The sequence below is a fragment of the Deinococcus detaillensis genome (assembly GCF_007280555.1).
In the GTDB taxonomy this organism is placed as follows: Bacteria; Deinococcota; Deinococci; order Deinococcales; family Deinococcaceae; genus Deinococcus; species Deinococcus detaillensis.
Genome location: NZ_VKDB01000003.1, coordinates 315,187 through 329,375, shown reverse-complemented (window position 1 = coordinate 329,375; position 14,189 = coordinate 315,187). Strand labels below are relative to the sequence as shown.

Here is a 14,189-nt window from a genome sequence, read left to right as displayed (position 1 = left end):
AGCAGATCCTGTTCTCTCAGCGTCCCAGCCATGCGCCACAGCTTAACAGCAGCACCCTCGTCCTTGGACGGGAGCGCCGGAAGCCGCTAATCAGATACTTACTAATTTTGCTGACTGCCCTTGCCCACTCAACGAATTTCGTGTCGAGTTTTCTGGTATTTGTTGATGTTATCATATAAACGAAGAGCAAATTTTCCAGGAACTTCGCGATTTCATTAGAGAAGTCGGTATTCTTCTTTGACACTGCAAGTAATAAAATTAGGTGTCGAGTTGATTTTGAGCTTTGCAGTTTGAGACTTTGCAAATACTTGTTCTCGGTTCCGTCAGGGTTAAACCCCGATACATACTTTTTAAAGGCTTTGGCAGCTTCGAGCAAATCTTTCGAGAATATGAGGGGATAAGCGTATTTTTCAGGATTTTTGAGAAACCAGTCGTAAATTTGGTTCTCATTGACCGTCTTATCTGAATAAAAGGCTGTTACAAAATAAATAAGGAATCTAGCGGGCGGCTCTTTGGATGCTTCTATGTTGTCCATAGCTTCTTTCCAATTCACGCTAATTTTTTCGAAGTCAATAGTTTTTGATCTCATAAATATCAGATTTTTGAGCAAATCCATTGGATTTAAGCTTACGCCTCTTGAATTAATAGTTTCGAAAATCCTCAATGCGTGATTAACATCTCTAGTTTCAATTCTGATGAGATTTACCTTATCTTTTAGATAAGCAGCAAATGCCCTAATCCCCAATCCATCTTCTCCAAATGTATCTTCTATGAATTGTTTTATACTTGTGTAGGCTTTGTAGATGTTGTCCATGCTCTTACTCAAACCAATCGAACCGACCTTTTCACCATCTCCGTTCGCCAATCTGTCCAGAATGTCCCTGCTATCCGTATACTGGAGACTAATTCTATATCTATAAATGTTGTTTCCTTTATCGTCATTGTCACTATCACTGATCATCTTGTTTATGAAATCGGTATTTGAGTCGACAGCAGAACCAGCAAATCCCTTGATAACGTCTCTGAGACAACAGAGGGTTATGTACAAAGTCGTCAATCTTTGTTGACCGTCAATTATATCATACAGGTTTTTAGTATTTTTGCATACTATTGTACTTCCGACGAAATACTCAGGCGAATCATCCATATCAAATGAATTTGAGATGTCATCCAAGAGTTGCTCGACTTGGCTTTTCGTCCAGACATATTCTCTCTGGTATATTGGAACTGTGTAATTGTCGTTAAATAACTGGCCGACAGTCAATGTTAGGGATTCGATTTTTCCACTCATTGGTTCACCTCGTAAAATATTTTAAGCGTAAATATAATAAAGAATGAGTCGGTTTTCAAAAACAGCGTGGGGACAATTACTAACTCATTCGCATCTCAGTGACAGTACCAACCAACAAACCAGCTAATCACGCTCATGGATTAAGACAGGCTTGTTTTCGGGTAGGTTTGTATGGGTACAAGCCTTCATTCCAACCTATTCCAGTTCGACCTACCCCCGCCGCCCCCGCACCATCATCGCCCCGCCCGCGCCCGCCAGCAGTCCGCCGATGGTGCCGAGGCCAAAAGTCAGCATGACGCTGGGCGACGGATTGACAGTCACGTTGGTTCGCAGCGCCGAGGCGACGGCGTCGAGCTTGTTGATGGTGATCACGTTGCCGAACAGCAGCGCCAGCGCCACCACGATCAGCACCACGCCGACAATCCCAATGATTCGAGCGAGTAGGTTCATGGCGTCATGATAAGCCGCTTGGAGCGCCGACAGGTGCCGCAGCAAGCGGACAACTGCTCTAGACTGCTCAGTATGACCCACCACGCCGCCTTGCCGCCCTTTCTCTACAAACTGCGCCCCCAGTACCACGCCCGCGTGTGGGGCGGCCAGCACCTCAAAAGCGTGCCCTACGGACAAACGCCCATCGGTGAAGCCTGGGTGGTGTTTGACGGCAATCAAGTCGAGGGCGGGCCGTTTGACGGCCAAACGGTTAAAGACGTGCTGGCTGAATTGGGCGACACCTTTTTGGGTCAGGGCGTCTCTCGGCGCTTCGGCGGGCGCTTTCCGCTGCTGATCAAGTTGCTCGACTGCGAAGAGTGGCTCAGCGTGCAGGTGCATCCCAACGACGAGCAGGCCCGTGAGCTGGTGGGCGGGAGCGAATTCGGCAAAACCGAGGCGTGGCACTTTTTGAAAACCGACCGGGGAGCGAAGATTCTGGCGGGCGTTAAAGCGGGCACGACGCCTGAAGCGCTGGCACAGGCCATTCGCGGCGGCAGTGTGCTGGAGGTGGCCGACGAACAAGCCGTGCAAGCAGGCGACACGGTATTCATCGCAGCGGGCACTCTGCACGCGCTGGGGCCGGGCACGCTGCTTTACGAAGTTCAACAGAGCAGCGACACCACCTACCGCGTCTACGACTGGGACCGGCCTGCCAGTGAGGGGCGCACCCTGCACCTTGAGGAAGCACTCAAGGTGACGCGCTCCGATCTCAGCGCCGAGGTGCTGCCCCTACCCAAGCTGGGATCGGCGGAAGCGGCGACGCTGGCCGAGTGCCCTTATTTCCGCTTGGAAGTCGCCGAAATCGCAGCGGGGGAGCGCTTGGAGAGCCACACGCGCGGCCAGAGTGTCCACGCCCTGACGGTCAAAAGTGGGCAATTGGAACTGGAAACTGCCCATGAAACGCTGCGCTTATCAGCCCTGGAGACAGTGCTGATTTCGTCCCACACCGGCCCTTACGTGCTGTGGGCCTTAGACGAAGACGTGGAGTTGCTGCGCTCCAGTTTGCCGCCAGAACAGGAGACGCCGTGAGCGCCGCCGCCCTGCTTACCCCACCAGCCGCCTCCCATGCTTGACCTCACCGCCCGCCGCCCCAGCCTCACGCCGCAGCAGCTCAGCGAAGGGCTGGCCCCCAGCGCCCGCTTTGAGGGGGTGCGCTTTGAGAACTACCAGCCCAATTCGGCCTTTGCCTCACAGGCGCGGGCCAGAGACGCTTTGGCCGTTTTCGCGGCTGAGGCCAAACAAAAACCCAGCGGCTTTCGGCTCTTTAAGCGCCACAAACCTGAGGGGCGCGGCCTTTATCTGGACGGCGGCTTCGGGGTCGGCAAAACGCACCTGCTGGCCAGCACTTATCACGCAGCAAGCGGCAAGCGGGCGCTGATGAGCTTTCAGGAACTGATGTACCTCATCGGAGCGCTGGGCATGACGCGGGCGGTGGAGACGTTCAAAGACCATGATCTGCTCTTGATTGACGAATTCGAACTCGACGACCCCGGCAACACCCACATGGCCAATACTTTCCTCGGCCAACTGATGCCGCAGGGCGTGAGCGTGGTGGCCACCAGCAACACCGAACCCGGCGCACTCGGTCAGGGCCGCTTCAATGCCCGCGACTTCGAGCGCCAGATCAAAGGCATCGCCTCACGCTTTGAAAACCTCGGTTTAGACGGCCCCGATTTTCGGCAGCGCGGCGCAGCGCCCGCCCAAGTCATGAGCGACGCCGAGTTCGGAACGTGGGCGCAGCGGCAAGATCAGGCCACGCTGGCTGTGCTGCTGCACCGCGACCTCAGCCACCTACTGCTCGAAGTGCATCCCTCGCGCTTCGCCAAGCTGCTCTCGGGCGTCAGCGCGGTGGGCGTGCGCGGCTTGGTGCCGATGCCGGATCAAAACGTGGCCCTGCGCTTCGTGCATTTTGTCGATAAACTCTACGATCTCGGCCTCAGCGCCGCCTTTACGGGCGTCGGCTTAAACCAACTCTTCGATTCCAATTACCGGCACGGAGGGTACGCAAAGAAATACAGCCGCGCTCTCTCACGTTTGTCGGAGCTTCTCACCGAAAGTGCGGCGCAGTCTGAGACTTCTGCTTAATCTCTAAACTAATAATGGTCGGTCAAAGGCACACGGATCTGTCTTCATTTGTAGGTGCAGGTCGGATGAAGGTCTTCGGCGCACGGCGCTTGGCTGATTTGTATTTGTGTGGCTGCGCCGTCCTCTCCCCCCTCCAAAATAGACGAGAATTCCGGTCAATCCGCCAAGAAAAACCTGCTGACCCAGCCGGCAAGAAAGCCCAAAAGCGGCCGAGAAAGGCGCTCCCGAAATGAAACCCCACCATTTTGAGAACAGATTGAACGCAAACCGGATAAGCTACCGGCATGACCTCTTCTGCTCAGCCCTCAGTCCCCGACCTTCAAGCCGAGCCGCTCGTCTCCTTGCTGCGCGACTTGGAGCAGTTGGTCAAGCTCGAATCGCCCACCTCCAATATGCTGGCCGTCTGCACCGTACAGGACGCGGTGGAGCAGTGGGCCAAAGACCTACAGGCCCACACCCACGCGCTGCCCGGCGGCACACGGCAGTTTTTGTTCGGGACTTCAGAAGACACCGGCGCGGCACAGCAAAAGCGTGTTTTGGTGCTGGCCCACGCCGATACGGTCTGGCCGCAAGGCAGCCTCAGCGACATGCCGTTCCGAGTTGAGGGGGTGCGGGTCTACGGCCCCGGCAGCTACGACATGAAAGGCGGCATCGTGGGCTTGTTTTACGCGCTGAGGAGCTTGGAAGGCAATTATCCGGCGGGCGGCATCGAGGTGCTGCTGACGCCCGACGAGGAAATCGGCAGCCACCACAGCCGCGCCGTGATCGAGCAGGCCGCTCAGCGTGCCCGCGTGGTGTTGGTCATAGAGCCGCCGGTGGCCGACAGCCACGCCCTCAAATCGGGGCGAAAAGGCGTTGGACACTTTCTGGTGGAACTGCGCGGCGTAGCGGCCCACGCGGGCAACAAGCCCCGCGAAGGAGCCAGCGCCATCAGCGAAGCGGCGCACCAGATCTTGGCGGTGCAGGCACTGGCCGACCCGGAAAAAGGCACGACGGTCAGCGTGGGCGCGGTGTCGGGCGGCGGAGCAGTCAACGTGATTCCGGCCCAAGCCCGCTTTGAAATTGATCTGCGGGTCAGCACGCTGGAAGAAGGCGAGCGGATCACTCAGGCCATGCAGGCCCTGACGCCGCGCGACAGCCGCGTGGAGATCAAGGTCTCGGGAGGGCTCAACCGCCCACCGTTCGAACGCAGCCCCGCCACGATGAAGCTTTTTGCTCAGGCCAAACAGTTGGCGGCTGGCCTCGGCTTCGATTTGACTGAGGAAGTGGTCGGCGGCGGCAGCGACGGCAATTTCACCGCGCCGTTTGTGCCCACTCTCGACGGCCTCGGCGCACCCGGCGACGGCGCACACGCGGCCCACGAACATATCCGCCTAGACCGCTGGCCCGACCACGTGCGTCTGCTGACGGCGCTGCTGCGCGAAGTGTAGAGCCTCTACGGGTTAAACTGCTGGTCACTCAGGAGCAACCATGTTTAATCTTTTTGCCAAGAAACCACCCGCCAATCCCAACGTGAAAGACTTGGGCGGCGGCGTCTATAACGTGCGGCTGCGAACTTTGCGGCACGGCGATACCGTAACGCTGCGCTTTACCAAAGCGGCCCATATCGGCGTGGCCGAGGAAGGCAAAGGCTACGTGCTGCGAAAAGGCATTGTCAGTAGCGAGCATTTTGACCGGGGCGAAATCGCCGTGTATTTTGACGACAAGTACCGCATCACCGGCACCGAGGCTGAGGGCGTGGAGTTCGTGCCGGTCAGCGAGTGGCCCAGAGGCGAGTGAGCTTAATCTTCAGGCAATAGGTCTTCAGGATAGCGGCACGAATAAAGGTGTAAGCAACTCAGACATAAAATAAGAGCAAGATGAAACCTCTTGCTCTCCTTGCTCTTTTACTGACTTCCGGTACTCTAGCCGCAACCCGCGTGGCTGGCACCAACACCGTCTACTCGTACTCGCTTGACCCGATCAGCGACGTCAATACCAGTGTGGTAGCCATAGACGAACAGTACGACCAGTACGGTGACACGCGCTTAACGGTGCAGTGTTCCAACCGGGGGGAGCCTGATGTATGGGCTGTGCTGCGGAGCAAAAACGACCTAATCACCGAAGGTCAGCTTGATCAGGGTTTAAAGCCTGCTGTAACCATCCGCTTGGGCAATGATCCAGCCATCACCCTGCGCAACAGCGATTTGGTGAGCGTGGTGGATGAAAGGGACAATCTCAAGACCCGCAGTCTGGGTTTTTATGGCCCGGTCGTCGGCCAACTGGTGCGCGGCCTGCAAAGTGGCAAGCGCCTAGCGGTGCGGATCAACAGGCCCAGCGGCGGTCAGGCCCTGACTTATTTGTTTCCTGCTGCCGGATTTAACACGGCCTGGAGTGGCGTGCGCGGCTGCGGAGGAGCGACCAGCGCTGTCCCGGCTCGGTCTATGCCCCAGACGTCCAGTTCGGGCGTAGCGGCCCCCAAATTTACCCAGTGGTACTTCACGACTTGCCGGGACGCCGAGAGCGGAGTCGTTCGGACGGGCCTGATAGCGGGCCGGGCGCACCTATGCGATCTGGTGATCGACACTGTACCCAATGGAAATTTTCCAACCTCGGCCCGTTTCAACTACGAACTGGAATACCGTGAAAGTGGACAGGCAGGCAAGCTCAAACTCGGCGGCGCAGACGGCTGGCAAACTGGAAGCGAGAATGTAAAGTTCCGGCGAGAGGGCAGCAAGCTCGTCTTTACCTTGCCGCTGAATGTGCGTGCCCGCAGCAACCGCGTTTATAACAGCTTGAACGTTATTGGTGAACTCGATTTCGGCGGCGTCAGCAAGAAAGTCTTCGAACCTTTGCCAGTGCGCTCAGGCAATTGAGAGGCAGTCAATAAAAAGCCTCCATCCCTCATCAGGTGGAGGCTGTCAAGAAGATTTTTGCTCAGTCCGTCGCGGGCGCGATTCCGCTCGGCAGAACTTCGGCCTGCACTTCACGCGGCTGTTGTCTGTTGCGCTCGAAGCGGTAAAACACGCTCGGCACCACATAGAAGGTCAGCAGCGTGCCGGTAATCACACCGCCCATGATCACGATGCCCAAGCCGCGCCGAAATTCCGCGCCCTCGCCGCCGCCGAAGATCAGCGGAATGGAGATGACCAATACGGTGATGGTGGTCATGATGATGGGCCGGAAACGCAGTTCAGCGGCTTCGATCAGCGCTTCCTTGATGGGCAAGTGCTTCATGCGCTCCACCACGAATTCGAGGTACAAAATCGAGTTTTTGGTGGCGAGGCCCAGCAAAATCACCATGCCCAGAATGGTAATCACGTCCAGCGAGGTCTTGAAGAAAAAGAGAGTCCAGACCGCGCCGACGATAGCCAGCGGCACCGGCAGGAGCAAGTAAAGCGGGTAACGGAACGAGTTGAACTGGCTACCCAGCACCAAGTAGGTCATGAGGATGGCCAGCACCAGCACGGCGGGGCCGTAGACCACCAAGTTGCCGGTCAAGCCCGCCGAGCCGAAGCTCGATGCGTTGCCCAGCGCCACGCCGTTTCCGAGAATGCCCGCTTTGGTGGCGTTACTCACGATGGTTTGCTGATAAGAAAAAGCGTTGGGGCCGCCCTTTTTGAGGTTGATGTCGATGGTGGCGGTGTAAGCCTTGTTGAAGCGGTTGAGCGTCGCGGGCGCTTGCTGGAGCCGGAAGCTGCCGAGGCTGGAGAGAGGCACGTTGGCCGACAGCGCCGAGGAATACACCGTCTGCGAGAGCAGCGACTGCTCGGTTTGCAGCAAGCTGGGATCGAGCTTGACCACGATGTCCACGCTGTTGTCGCCGTCGCGCAGGCTCCCGGCTTTGCTGCCGTCGTTGTAGCTTCTCAGCGCCTGCGCCAAGTCCGAAGTGGTCAGACCGGAACCGACCAGCTGCGCCTGATTCGGCACGAAGTTACGCTCCTGACGGGTGGCGCTCAGGCTGCTGGTCGCGCTGCTGAGGTTGCCGTCTTGGCCGAGCTGACGCATCAGCTCACGGTTTTTGGCTTCCAGAATATTTTGATTGGGAGCGCTGAGCGCCAAGCTGATGTCCGACGAGCCGCCGGGGCCGTTTTGCTGAGCGGCCACGCTGAGGGTACCCACCGGCACGCCCACCAGCGCTTTTTTGATGCCGACTTGGTACTTGGCCACCAGATCGTCGATGCCGGGGCGCAGCTTTTTGTCGATGAGGGTGACGGTGACGGCGCTGCCGTTGGCCCCGGTGCCTTGAAGCGAGCCGCTGCCCACGCTGGTCGAAACCAGTTTGACTTCACTTTGAGCCAGCAAATAGCTTTCCATCTTGCGGGCGGCGCGGTTGGTTTGATCCAGACTGGTGCCCACCGGCAGCGTCAAGCTGGCCGTCAGAATGCCGCCGTCACTCTTGGGCACGAAGGCAAAGCCCACCTTGCCAATCGGAATGGCGATGGTCAGCAAGAACGCCACCGCCAGCAAGATGACCAGCAAATTGCGCGGCAAGGCCCATGCCACGCTGCGGGCATAAGCGCGGGCGAGGCGGATAACTGCGCCGTTGACGATGCCGTGCAGCGTGGTGGTGACAGCTTCGAGGAGGCCCAGCAACACCATCAGGACGTAGCGGACGACGCCGATGATGAGTGGATAGAGCAGCAGCGCCGCGAAGATGATCGGCCCGGTTCCGGCCTGACGCGAGATCACGGCCAGCCCGATGCCGAACACCACCAAGCCGAGGATGCCCCAAGCGCTCACCAGCGTGCGGCGGGCAAAGCCCCACTTGATAATTTCGGGAAACCTTCCCAGCAAGCGGCCAAACTGCGGCCAGCCAATCGGGTCGGGATCACTGGTGTACGCCATCCGGACGGTCAGGAACAGCAGCGATTCCAGCCAACTCAGGGCAATCGCGGCGATCAGGCCGATAGCGAATTGCCGGAAAAATTGCCCCAGAATACCCGGCATAAAGCTCAGCGGCACCAGCACGGCCAGCAAAGAAAAGCTGGCAGCGGTGACGGCGCTAAACACTTCCGAGCCGCCGTAGAGTACCGATTTGAGTCGGTCATAGCCGAGGTCACGGTAACGCTGCACGTTCTCGGCTACCACGATGGAATCGTCGACCACGATGCCGATGGCCACGATGATGGCCAGCAGTGAAATCAGGTTGAAGGTAAAGCCGAACAGGTTATAGAGCAGCGGCGCGGCGCTGATCGAGATGGGAATGGCCAGCACCACCGCAAAGACGGTATTGAGCCGCCCCAAGAACAGCAGCACGACCACGCCCACCGCCGCGATACCGATCAAAAATTCCTTGAAGGTGTCGTTGACGGTGGCGCGGGTGGTGCGGGTCGAGTCTTCGGAGAGGGACAGGCTGTAGCCCTGCGGCAACTTGACGCTTTCCATGCTGGCCCGCACGCTGTCGGCCACCGAGACCGAGTTGGTGCCCGAAGCCTTCCGCACGCCCAGCAGCACGGCGGGCTGGCCGTTGAAGCGGGCGTAACTGGTAGCCGCCGCCGAGGTGTCGCGCACGGTGGCCACGTCGCTGACGGTCAATCCGGTTTGCGGATCGACGATGATGCGCCCCACGCCCTGCACGCTGGTGGGTGTGTTGCGGGTCGAAAAGCCGATGGAATTGCCGTTTTGGGTCAGTGATCCGGCGGGAAGGTCTAAGGCCGAGGTGCTGATGGCCTGAGTCAGCCGGGCCGGAGTCAGGTTGTAGCTTTGCAACTTGGCCGGGTCGATCAGCACCTGAATTTGGCGAGTCGGCCCGCCCGATACGGTGATGTCGGCCACGCCTGCCACCCGCTGAAGGCGCGGCACCAACACGTCACTGGCGTAGGTGGTCACGTCGGCGGCCCGCGCCGTGCCGCCCTGAAGGGCCAAAGTCAAAATCGGCTGGGCGTTGGGATCAAATTTCTGCACGATGGGCGCGTTGGCGTCACTCGGCAAGGTGCCGCGAATGGCCGCCACCGACTGAGAAACGCTGTTGGCCGCCGAATCGATATTGGTGCCGTCTTGAAAGGTGATGATTACGGCGCTCTGGCCGCTGGTACTGGTCGAGCGAATGTCCGAGACGCCGCTGATGGTGCTAATGGCGTCTTCGATTTTGCGCGAAATCTCGCGGTCGACTTGGTCAGGGGTCGCGCCACTGTAACTGGTAGACACCGCCAAGATCGGCACTTCAAAGTTTGGGAGCAGTTCCACGCCGAGACGGGTGGTGTTGAGCAGGCCCAGCAGCACCACGGCCACGAACACACCAATTGAAAAGACGTAGCGCGACACGCTGAAACTGATGGCCGGATTGATTTTGGGCAGCGGCTCGGAGGAGTGCGGGCCAGGCGGCTGTGAGCCAGACGAACGGGAGTCCGTCGGCGCGGCTTGACCCCCCTTGCTCAGATTGACGGGAGTCGCCGCGTTCTGCTCCTGTCTGGCCTTCATCCTGGAGCGCATGTTGCCGATTAAATTGCTCTTCTCTGAAGGGCCGTCACCTTTGGGCTGATCCGCCATACTTTATTCACCGACCTTGATACTCGCGCCGTCTTGGAGGCTCGGCGGCACCGGATAGATGACTTGCGCTCCGCTCGGTATGCCGCTGACCGCCACTTGGCCCTGCGACTCAGCCAAAATTTTGACGGTCTGGCGCTGGGCTGCGTCTCCTTTGACCAAGTAAACGGCATTGTCGCCGCTGTCGTTTTGAATCGCGCCGCTGGGCAGCAGTGCCCCGGACGCCAGCGAGACGCGGTAGCGCATCTGGCCCACGCCGCCCACTGGCAAGTTGCTAGCGCTCGCGCCGAACAAGCGGGTGGTCAGCGGCACGAGTCGGTCACTGCCTGTCACCCGGTCTCCCTCCTTGATCACGGCGAGGTAGGTTTTGCCGCCGTAGTCGAAGTTGAGCTTGCTTCCGGCCACCAACGCGGCGGCGTCGCTGGGCGACACGTTGAAGTCGGCGGTCAGGCTGCTGCCGTCCACCAATCTAAACACGGCCGTGCCGGTGTTGACATATTCGCCGAGCTTGGCACTGACGCTGGCCACGGTGCCGGAAAAGGGAGCGCGGACGCTGGCTTTCACCAGATTTTCCTGCGCTTGCCCCACCGACACCTGAGCGCTCTTGACCTGATTTTGCAGCAGGGCCAAGCTGCCGCTGCCGCTCTGGCCGTTTTGGGTCAGGTTGTTTTTGGCCAGCGAGAGCGCCGACTGGGTTTGGGCCAGCGCGGCCTCACTGGCTTTGAGATCAGCCGCGCTGATGCCGCCGAGGCTCAGCAAATTGCGGTTGGCCGTGACGTCTTGCTGGGCTTTGTCGGCGTTGGCCTGCGCCGCCGCCAGCGCCGATTGAAGCTGCGGATCGCCCTGATTGGTGTTGCGCTGGGTTTGGGCCAGGTTGATCTGGGCGCTTTGAAGCTGAAGCTGGGCGCTCTCCAAGGTTTGGCGCAGGGCCGAGGTATCGAGTTGCACCACCACGTCGCCCGCTTTGACGCTCTGGCCCGCCACCGCCAGCACCTGCGTTACCGCGCCGCCGGTCAGGGCCGCCACCTGGCTGTCTTGGGCAGCGGTGATGGTGGCGCTGGAGGTGCGGCTCACGTTCAGCTTGCCCTGCTTGGGCGTGATGGCACCGACTTTGAGAGCATTGGTCTTGGGCGGCGCGGCGTCCAGATTATTGGTGCTGGAGGTGCTGGGCTTGGCGTCCGCTTTTTGTGTGTCGGCGGCGGGCTTGGTGCAGGCCCCGAGCAGGAGGGTAGCGCTGAGCAAGGTCAACGCGAGCGGGGCAGCGGTAAACCGGCTAGCCGTAGGCATTACTGCACCAAGCCGGTGACATCTTTACCCGCCGCCACCGAGAGCGCGGCCAGCGCTTTCCAAGAGTTGTCTTGGGCCTGCGTCAGCGCGAACTGAGCCGAGAGCAACAGAACCTGGGCATTTTGCACGTCGATGGCGGCGGCTGTTCCGGCTTTGAGGCGGGCTTGGGCCTGATTGAGGCTGGTTTGCTGGGCCGCCAAGCTGGCCGCGCTGATGCCGACTTGTTCACGGGCGTTTTGGGCGGCGCGGTAAGCGTCGTTCAGGGCGGTCAGGGCGACTTTGCGGCCACTGTCGAGGTCGCGCTGGGCATTGCTGAGCGCGGTTTGGGCGTCTTGCAGGGTGCGGGCCGGGGTGTAGTCATTGTCGGAAACCTTGACCTGAAGTTGGGCGGTCTGCACCGCGTTGGCCGCCTGCACCAGCGACGGCAAGCGGTCATCGAGGCCAGTTTGCAGCGAGGCCAGAGTGGAGCTGAGCGCAGGCGGCGCAGCCGGGTCTTTGACCGTCACGGCGGTCTGGCCCAGGCCCAAGGTTTTGGTGAGCTGAGCGGCGGCAATCGGGCGCTGGGCTTTGGCGTCAGCCAGCTCTTGCTGGTTGCTGCTGAGGCTGTTTTGGGCCTTGGTCACGTCGAGTTGGGTGGCGACTTTGGCGGCAAGCCGGGCCTGGGCAATTTGCAGGCTGCGGCTGTAAAAGTTGACCTGCGCGGCGTTGAGGCTGGTGCGCTGGTCGGCTTCGTAAATGCCGAGGTACTGCGAGATCACCGTTTGCATCACGCTGAGTTTGGTGTTGGCAATGCCCACCGTGGCGCTTTGCAGCGTCTGCTGAGCGGCCAGCTGATCGGTGATGATGCTGGTCGGATCGGCCTGCACGGCTTTGCTGTTGGCCTGCGCTTTTTGCAAGTTGGCGCGGCTGGTGTTCACGTCCGGCCCGTTGGCAATGGCGCGGGTCACGGCGCTGGCGAGGTCGAGCGTAACGGCGCTCGTCTGCGCCGTCGCCTGCGCCGCGAGGCTGAGGGTGGCCAGAAGCGCCAGGGTGTTGAGGGCAAACGGACGGGGACGGTTGGCAGCGTGACGGACTGGGGTGTGTGGGGTCATGGTTTGGCTCCGGCGGTGAGAATGAGGGCGGCGTTGAAGCGGGCGGCGGCTTTGTCGAGTTGCAATTTGGCGAGGTAGGCGTTGCTGACGGCTTGGTCAAAACTGGCTTGGGCGTTTTGCACCGCCACATCGGCGACCTGCACGTCAAGCGCGGTACCAAGTCCAGCCTCCAAGCGGGCGCGGGCCGAGGCCAGCGCGGTCTGGGCGCGGGTCAGCGCGGTCTGCTGCACTTCCACCAAACGGCGGGTGCTCAGCGCGTCGTTGTCTTTGCGCCGCACGTCGAGCTCGACGCTGGTGCGGGCGCTTTGCAGGGCCAGCTCGGCGCTGCGCTGGCTGCTCTGGGCACTGGCAATCGCCGCGCTCGCCGCACTGCCCAGCACGTTAAAGCTGCCACTCAGGCCCAGCGAAAGCGAAGTGGGAATCGGCGTTTCACTGGCCTTGAGCGGAAAGCTGATTTGAGCGCCCGTCACGCCGGTCTTGAAGTCGAGGCTGCCGCTCACGCTGCGCCCACCTGTGCCGCCGAGTTCGCCGTAATTGAGATTGGCCGACAACCCCGGCAACCGGTCGCGCTGGGCGCTCACCACGGTGGCGCGGGCGTCTTCGAGTTGCGAGGCGGCTTTTTGAACCTCGCTGCGGCCCTGCAAAGCCTGGGCAAGCAAGTCTTCGACAGGTGCGGGCGCGTCGGGCAAGGCCGCCCGACTGGGCAGCACTAACTTGAGGTTCAGGCCCACGTCCAGCCCCAAGTCGCTGAGCAGTTGCCGCTGGGTGATTTCGCGGTTGGCCTGCGCGGCAATGGCGCTGGCTTGGGCGTTTTCCAAATTGCCCTGTCGGTCGAGCAGGCCCTCCAAGCTCAGCAAGTTGTTCTGGCGCTGAACTTGGGCGGCGTCGAGCTGCTTGGCGGCCAGCGCCGCTTGAGCAGCGGTAAGCGTTTCCTGCGTGGCAGCGCTCTGGGCGGCCAGATAATTTTGCAGGGCAGTGAGCAGCAGCGTTTGGCGGCTCTCCTGCAAGTCAAAGGCGGCGCGGCTCAGCGCACGCTCAGCGGCGCGAAGCGGATCAAAGGCGCTGCCCCACGGCAATACGGCGGCCCCGACTTGGCCGGTCAGGGTGGCGGCGGCCTTGTAATCGCCGCCGTCCAGCGGGGTTTTGCCTGCCGTCGCGCTGGCTCCCACACTGAGGCTGAGTCCGGTGCGGGCGCGGGCGGCGTCGAGGTTGTACTGTGCGGCGCGGTAATTTTCCTCGGCGCTGCGCCAGCCGGGAGAGGTCTTGATGGCCTGCTGCACTTGGTCAAAGTTCAGCACCGGATTGACCAGCGCGGCGGGCGGTGTGGGCGCGGCGGCGGGGGTGGCCGTCACGGGCGGCGCAGCCAACGGAGCCGTTTGGGCCAGCGCAGAGCCGAACAGAGCCGAACCGAGCAGCGACGCGCACAGCAGCGCGGCACTCAGTGTCACGGTGCTCTGGTTGGCCGTGCGGCTCCGGAC

At 60.4% G+C, this 14,189-nt stretch carries 11 protein-coding genes; 5 read left to right on the top strand and 6 right to left on the bottom strand.

Annotated features, from left to right (window positions below; translation table 11 throughout):
- Positions 1-16: 16 nt before the first annotated feature.
- A complete protein-coding gene (locus tag FNU79_RS05600; protein ID WP_143719893.1) occupies positions 17-1,291 on the bottom strand; it encodes a DUF262 domain-containing protein in 1,275 nt (424 codons plus the stop codon).
- 210 nt (positions 1,292-1,501) lie between these two features.
- Positions 1,502-1,741, bottom strand: coding sequence for a hypothetical protein (locus tag FNU79_RS05595; RefSeq protein ID WP_143719892.1), 240 nt, complete (start codon positions 1,739-1,741; stop codon positions 1,502-1,504).
- A gap of 72 nt (positions 1,742-1,813) precedes the next feature.
- Here FNU79_RS05595 and FNU79_RS05590 point away from each other — a divergent pair, with 72 nt between their 5' ends.
- The 5 genes from FNU79_RS05590 (at position 1,814) to FNU79_RS05570 (ending at position 6,720) form a co-directional block, all read left to right on the top strand.
- Positions 1,814-2,809, top strand: a complete 996-nt coding sequence (locus FNU79_RS05590) for a type I phosphomannose isomerase catalytic subunit (protein ID WP_143719891.1) — start codon at positions 1,814-1,816, stop codon at positions 2,807-2,809.
- Positions 2,810-2,845: 36 nt separating this feature from the next.
- Complete coding sequence (gene zapE / locus FNU79_RS05585) at positions 2,846-3,865, top strand: cell division protein ZapE (protein ID WP_143719890.1); 1,020 nt, start codon at positions 2,846-2,848, stop codon at positions 3,863-3,865.
- Positions 3,866-4,149: 284 nt separating this feature from the next.
- The gene (locus tag FNU79_RS05580) at positions 4,150-5,295 is read left to right on the top strand and encodes a M20 family metallopeptidase (protein ID WP_143719889.1); all 1,146 of its coding nucleotides are present in this window, start codon (positions 4,150-4,152) and stop codon (positions 5,293-5,295) included.
- A 40-nt stretch (positions 5,296-5,335) separates the two neighbouring features.
- Positions 5,336-5,644, top strand: coding sequence for a hypothetical protein (locus FNU79_RS05575; RefSeq protein WP_124867069.1), 309 nt, complete (start codon positions 5,336-5,338; stop codon positions 5,642-5,644).
- A gap of 80 nt (positions 5,645-5,724) precedes the next feature.
- Positions 5,725-6,720, top strand: a complete 996-nt coding sequence (locus FNU79_RS05570; protein WP_143719888.1) for a hypothetical protein — start codon at positions 5,725-5,727, stop codon at positions 6,718-6,720.
- 61 nt (positions 6,721-6,781) lie between these two features.
- Here the strand turns inward: FNU79_RS05570 and FNU79_RS05565 are convergent, their stop codons facing one another.
- Genes FNU79_RS05565 through FNU79_RS05550 form a run of 4 tightly spaced genes read right to left on the bottom strand, consistent with a single transcriptional unit; the run spans position 6,782 to position 14,159 of the window.
- On the bottom strand, positions 6,782-10,336 hold the full coding sequence (locus FNU79_RS05565; RefSeq protein ID WP_225429896.1) for an efflux RND transporter permease subunit: 3,555 nt from the start codon (positions 10,334-10,336) through the stop codon (positions 6,782-6,784).
- 3 nt (positions 10,337-10,339) lie between these two features.
- Entirely contained in the window at positions 10,340-11,620 is a 1,281-nt protein-coding gene (locus FNU79_RS05560) for an efflux RND transporter periplasmic adaptor subunit (protein ID WP_143719887.1), read from the bottom strand.
- Positions 11,620-12,711, bottom strand: coding sequence for a TolC family protein (locus tag FNU79_RS05555; protein WP_143719886.1), 1,092 nt, complete (start codon positions 12,709-12,711; stop codon positions 11,620-11,622). The genes FNU79_RS05560 and FNU79_RS05555 overlap by 1 nt, the downstream gene beginning before the upstream one ends.
- Positions 12,708-14,159 carry a TolC family protein gene (locus tag FNU79_RS05550; RefSeq protein WP_143719885.1) on the bottom strand — a complete coding sequence of 484 codons (1,452 nt, stop codon included), beginning with the start codon at positions 14,157-14,159 and terminating at the stop codon, positions 12,708-12,710. Before FNU79_RS05550 ends, FNU79_RS05555 begins: the two co-directional genes overlap by 4 nt.
- Between the last annotated feature and the right edge of the window lie 30 nt (positions 14,160-14,189).

Bases quoted from the DNA above. Each gene is read 5' to 3' on its own strand.
- FNU79_RS05600 (WP_143719893.1), bottom strand. From the start codon at position 1,291: ATGAGTGGAAAAATCGAATCCCTAACATTGACTGTCGGCCAGTTATTT.
- FNU79_RS05595 (WP_143719892.1), bottom strand. From the start codon at position 1,741: ATGAACCTACTCGCTCGAATCATTGGGATTGTCGGCGTGGTGCTGATC.
- FNU79_RS05590 (WP_143719891.1), top strand. From the start codon at position 1,814: ATGACCCACCACGCCGCCTTGCCGCCCTTTCTCTACAAACTGCGCCCC.
- zapE (WP_143719890.1), top strand. From the start codon at position 2,846: ATGCTTGACCTCACCGCCCGCCGCCCCAGCCTCACGCCGCAGCAGCTC.
- FNU79_RS05580 (WP_143719889.1), top strand. From the start codon at position 4,150: ATGACCTCTTCTGCTCAGCCCTCAGTCCCCGACCTTCAAGCCGAGCCG.
- FNU79_RS05575 (WP_124867069.1), top strand. From the start codon at position 5,336: ATGTTTAATCTTTTTGCCAAGAAACCACCCGCCAATCCCAACGTGAAA.
- FNU79_RS05570 (WP_143719888.1), top strand. From the start codon at position 5,725: ATGAAACCTCTTGCTCTCCTTGCTCTTTTACTGACTTCCGGTACTCTA.
- FNU79_RS05565 (WP_225429896.1), bottom strand. From the start codon at position 10,336: ATGGCGGATCAGCCCAAAGGTGACGGCCCTTCAGAGAAGAGCAATTTA.
- FNU79_RS05560 (WP_143719887.1), bottom strand. From the start codon at position 11,620: ATGCCTACGGCTAGCCGGTTTACCGCTGCCCCGCTCGCGTTGACCTTG.
- FNU79_RS05555 (WP_143719886.1), bottom strand. From the start codon at position 12,711: ATGACCCCACACACCCCAGTCCGTCACGCTGCCAACCGTCCCCGTCCG.